General features: G+C 72.8%; 2 protein-coding genes. Both read left to right on the top strand.

Going from position 1 to position 5,391, the window contains the following annotated elements; all coding sequences use genetic code 11:
- Positions 1–1,110 (top strand): KR domain-containing protein (locus tag ABZ117_RS34075; protein ID WP_356826662.1); only part of this gene is annotated, 1,110 nt, incomplete at its 5' end.
- 46 nt (positions 1,111–1,156) lie between these two features.
- On the top strand, positions 1,157–5,391 hold a 4,235-nt coding region (locus ABZ117_RS34070; RefSeq protein ID WP_356826660.1), incomplete at its 3' end, for a beta-ketoacyl synthase N-terminal-like domain-containing protein.

Here is a 5,391-nt window from a genome sequence, read left to right as displayed (position 1 = left end):
CAACTGCTGGACTCCATCCCGGCCGAGCACCCCCTGACGGGCGTGGTCCACACCGCGGGCGTCCTGGACGACGGCGTGATCGGCGCCCTCACCCCGGAACGCCTCGCCCGGGTCTTCGCCCCCAAGGTCAGCGCGGTACGGCACCTCGACGAACTGACCCGCACCCTGGACCTGACCGCGTTCGCCGTCTTCTCCTCCGCGTCCGGCCTGTTCGGCTCGGCCGGACAGGGCAACTACGCCGCCGCCAACGCCTACCTCGACGCGGTCGCCCACCAGCGCCGCGCCGCCGGCCTGCCCGCCACCTCGCTCGCCTGGGGCCTGTGGGAACAGACCAGCGGCATGACCGCCCACCTGGGCGCCGCCGACCAGGCCCGCATGAGCCGGGGCGGTGTCCTGCCCATCGGTCCCGCCGAGGGCATGCGCCTCCTCGACGCGGCCCTGGACACCGGCGAGGCGCTCCTGGTCCCCATCAAGCTCGACCTGCGGGCCCTGCGCGCCGACGCGGCAGCGGGCCGCACCGTACAGCCCCTGCTCCGCGGACTGGTGCGGACCGGCCGCCAGCCGGTCCGCACCACCGCCGCGGACAGCGGCGGCGGCCTCACCCGCCGGCTCGCCGGACTCGCCCAGGCCGAACAGGAGGCCCTTCTCCTGGACCTCGTCCGCGGCCAGGTCGCGACCGTCCTCGGCCACGCCGGGGCGGAGAACGTGGGACCCGAGACGGCGTTCAAGGACGCCGGGTTCGACTCCCTCACCTCCGTCGAACTGCGCAACCGGCTCCGTGAGACCACCGGCCTCAAACTGGCCGCCACGGTCGTGTTCGACTACCCCAACCCGCTCGCTCTGGCCCGCCATCTGCACACGGAACTGGGCACCACCAACGACGCCCTGTCGCTGGTGCACGAAAAGATCGAGGACATCGACTCGCTGATCGCCGGACTGCTGTCCGACGAGTCCAAGAAGGCGGACATCGTGCTCCGCCTCCAGGGTCTGGTCGCGAAGTGCAACGGAGCGGTCGAGGAGACAGAGGGTTCCGCCGTGGCGGAACAGCTGGAATCCGCCTCCGCCGATGAGGTCCTCGACTTCATCAACGACGAACTCGGAATCTCCTGACCGTCACGTTTTCGCGGACCGTCAAACCCCCGGTGAGGAATGGAAGATGGCCACAGAGCAGGAACTCCTCAAGTACCTCAAGCGCGTCACGACCGAACTGCACGACCTGCGCCGGCAGGTCCGGCGGAACGCGGACGAGCCCGTCGCGATCGTCGGCATGGCCTGCCGGCTGCCCGGCGGCGTGACGACCCCGGAGGAGCTGTGGCGGCTGGTCGCCGAGGGCCGGGACGCCGTGTCCGACTTCCCCGCCGACCGCGGCTGGGACCTGGACACGCTGTTCGACGACGACCCCGACAAGGCGGGCACCTCCTACGCCCGCCAAGGCGGATTCCTGCGCGACGCCGGCCTGTTCGACGCCGAGTTCTTCGGTGTCTCACCCCGTGAGGCACTGGCGATGGACCCGCAGCAGCGGCTGCTGCTGGAAACGTCGTGGGAGGCTTTGGAACAGGCCGGAATCGACCCGCTCTCGCTGAAGGGCGCGGACGTCGGCGTCTTCAGCGGCATCATGGGCGTCGACTACTTCTACGGCGGCAACCTCCCGCCCGAGCTGGAGGGTTACGCCGGCACCGGCGGCGCGGGCAGCGTCGCCTCCGGCCGCGTCTCCTACGTCTTCGGTTTCGAGGGCCCCGCGGTCACCGTGGACACCGCCTGCTCCTCGTCCCTGGTCGCCATCCACCTCGCCGCCCAGGCACTGCGGCGCGGCGAATGCTCGATGGCCCTCGCCGGCGGCGCCAGCGTCATGGCCACCCCGCACACCTTCGTGGACTTCTCCCGCCAGCGCGGCCTCGCCGCCGACGGCCGCTGCAAGTCGTACGCCGACACGGCCGACGGCACGGGCTGGGCCGAGGGCGCGGGCGTGGTCGTACTGGAACGCCTCTCGGAGGCCCAGCGCAAGGGCCACCGGGTGCTGGCGGTGATCCGGGGCAGCGCCGTCAACCAGGACGGCGCCTCCAACGGCCTCACAGCCCCCAACGGACCCTCCCAGCAGCGGGTGATCCGCAAGGCGCTCGCCAACGCGGGCCTGACCCCGGCGGACGTGGACGCGGTCGAGGGCCACGGCACGGGCACCGTCCTCGGTGACCCGATCGAGGCACAGGCCCTCCTCGCCACCTACGGCCAGGGACGCGAAGAGCCGCTGTGGCTCGGCTCGTTGAAGTCCAACCTGGGCCACACCCAGGCCGCCGCCGGAGTCGCCGGGGTGATCAAGACGGTGCAGGCCCTGCGCCACGGCATCCTGCCCGCCACCCTGCACGCGGACGAGCCCAGCAGTCGCGTCGACTGGGACGCGGGCGCCGTCCGGCTCCTCCACCGCACCAGCCCCTGGCCCGAGATCGACCGGCCGCGCCGGGTGGGCGTGTCCGGGTTCGGCGTGAGCGGCACGAACGCGCACCTGATCCTGGAGCAGGCACCGGAGGAGGCATCGGAGGAGGGCACCGCCGAGCCGGTGCCGCTTCCGGCCGACGGGGTTCTGCCGCTGGTCGTCTCGGCGCGGAGCACGGGTTCCCTCACCGGCCAGGCGGGCCGGCTGGCGGAGTTCACCGACGCCACCGACGCCCCCCTGGCCACCATCGCCGGCGCCCTGGTCACGCAGCGCGCGGTCCTGCCCGAGCGGGCGGTGGTGGTCGCCGGTTCCCGTGAGGAGGCCGTGGCGGGGCTGGGCGCGCTGGCTGCGGGGGAGTCGTCCCCGGTCGTGGTGACGGGGTCGGATGCCGTCGCTGGGAAGACCGTGTTCGTCTTCCCGGGCCAGGGGTCGCAGCGGGTCGGTATGGGCGCGGAGTTGTATGAGCGGTATCCGGTGTTCGCGCGGGCGTTGGATGAGGCGTGTGCGGCTTTGGATGCGCGGCTTGCGGGTGCTGTGGAGTACTCGGTGCGGGATGTGGTCTTCGGTGCGGGTGACGATGGTCTGCTGGATCGGACGGTGTTCACTCAGGCCGGTTTGTTCGCGGTGGAGTCGGCGTTGTTCCGGCTGGTGGAGTCGTGGGGTGTGCGGCCGGACGTGGTGGCCGGGCACTCGATCGGCGAGGTCGTCGCCGCGCATGTCGCTGGGGTGTTGTCGCTGGAGGATGCGGCGGCGTTGGTGGCGGCGCGGGGCCGGTTGATGCAATCCCTGCCGCAGGGCGGGGCGATGGTCGCGGTCGCGGCGAGCGAGTCGGAAGTCGCGGAGCACTTGGGTGCGGGTGTGGATCTGGCGGCGGTGAACGCGCCCGGCTCGGTTGTGCTCTCCGGTGACGAGGAAGCCGTCACGGCCGTCGCCGAGAAGATCCGCGAACAGGGCCGCCGGGTCAAGCGGCTGACCGTCTCGCACGCCTTCCACTCGGCGTTGATGGAGCCGATGCTGGCCGAGTTCGGTGAGGTGCTGTCGGGGCTGACCTGGAACGAGCCTGCTGTCCCGGTGGTGTCGAACGTGACCGGCATGCTGGCGGAGCCGGGCCAGTTGAGTGATCCCGCCTACTGGGTCGAGCACGTCCGGCGTCCGGTCCGCTTCGCCGACGGTATCGCCGCGTCGGGTGGGTCGGTGTTCCTGGAACTGGGCCCCGGGGGCGTGTTGAGCGGTGCGATCACCGAGTCTGCGGCCGTGGACGCCGTAAGTGTTCCGGCCCTGCGTGACGACAGGGGGGAGGAGCTGACCCTTCTGCGGTCCGTCGCGGAGTTGTTCGTGCGCGGGACGAAGGTGGACTGGGCGGCGGTGCTGCCCGAGGGTGCGACCGCTACCCACGTGGATCTGCCGACGTACGCCTTCGATCACCAGCACTACTGGCTGCGGATGGCTGAGTCCGTGGTCGACGCGGCGGCGCTGGGGCTCACCGGGGCGAACCATCCGCTGCTGGGCGCGATGGTCCAGCTGCCGCAGTCGGACGGGCTGGTCCTCACCTCCCGGCTGTCCCTGCGCACCCACCCCTGGCTCGCCGACCACGCCGTCGGCGGAGTGGTCGTCGTGCCCGGTACCGGGCTGGTGGAGCTGGCCGTGCGCGCCGGTGACGAGGTCGGCTGCGGAGTGCTGGACGAACTGGTCGTCGAGGCGCCCCTGGTCGTTCCCGAGCAGGGTGCCGTACGCCTCCAGATCGCCGTGGGCGGCCCGGACGGCACCGGGTCCAGAAGCGTGGAGGTGTACGCGGCTCCCGATGATCCCGCAGGGCTGGACGGACCGGCCGTCTGGACCCGGCACGCCACCGGCATCCTCGCGCCGACTGCCGGCGAGGCCGCACCCGGTCATGACTTCACCGCCTGGCCGCCGCCCGGCGCGCAGCGCGTGGACACGGACGACCTTTACACCGAACTCGTCGCCCACGGCCACGCCTACGGGCCGCTGTTCCAGGGGCTGCGCGGGCTGTGGCGGCGCGGTGACGAGCTGTTCGCCGAGGCCGCGCTGGCGGAGGAGGACCGGAGCGAGGCGGACCGGTACGGCGTGCACCCGGCGCTGCTGGACGCCGTCCTGCACCCGGCCGTCCGGGAGGCCGTCGCGGGCGACGCCGATCAGGTGTGGCAGCCGCTGGAGTGGAACACGGTCGTCCTGCACGCCACGGGTGCCACCGTGCTGCGGGCCCGGCTGCTGCGGTCCGCCCCGGGTGTCGTCTCGGTCGAGGCGGCCGACGAGACCGGCGCCCAGGTCCTCACGGCGGACGCCGTCAGGCTGCGGCCCGTGGCCGCCGACCTTCTGACGACGCCGGACGCCCCCACGGGCACGGACGACGCCCTCTTCCACGTGGAGTGGACCGAGCTGCCCGCGCCCCGGCCGTCCGCGGTCGCACCCGAATGGGTCGCCCTGTCCGGCCCGAGCGGGGTGGCGGCGCTGGTGGACGGCGCCGAGCCACCGGCCGCCGCGGTGGTCGACTGCGTCGCGGACGGTGCGACCGACACCGAGGTGCTCGCGCTGACCAGCACGGCGCTGGAGATCGTCCAGGCCTGGCTGTCCGAGCCCGGGACGGAGGGAACGCGCCTCGTCGTACGTACCCGCGGTGCCGTGCCCGCCGAGAGCGAGCGGACGGTGACCGACCCGGCAGGCGCGGCCGTATGGGGCCTGATCCGCGTCGCCCAGGCGGAGAATCCCGACCGGATCGTCCTGCTCGACACGGACGGGCCGCAGGACGACGAGGACTTCGGCCCCCTGCTCGCCGCCGTCCTCGCGACCGGCGAACCGCAGGTGGCCGTGCGTGGCACCCGCCTGTTCGCGCCGAGGCTCGCCCGTGTGACGGCGCCTGCGGTCGCGGATGCGTGTTTCGGCCCGGAGGGGTCGGTGTTGGTCACGGGTGGCACCGGTGTGCTGGGCGGGTTGGTGGCGCG

The sequence above is a fragment of the Streptomyces sp. NPDC006309 genome (assembly GCF_040613095.1).
Lineage (GTDB): Bacteria > Actinomycetota > Actinomycetes > Streptomycetales > Streptomycetaceae > Streptomyces.
This window is presented reverse-complemented; position numbering and strand designations above follow the sequence as displayed.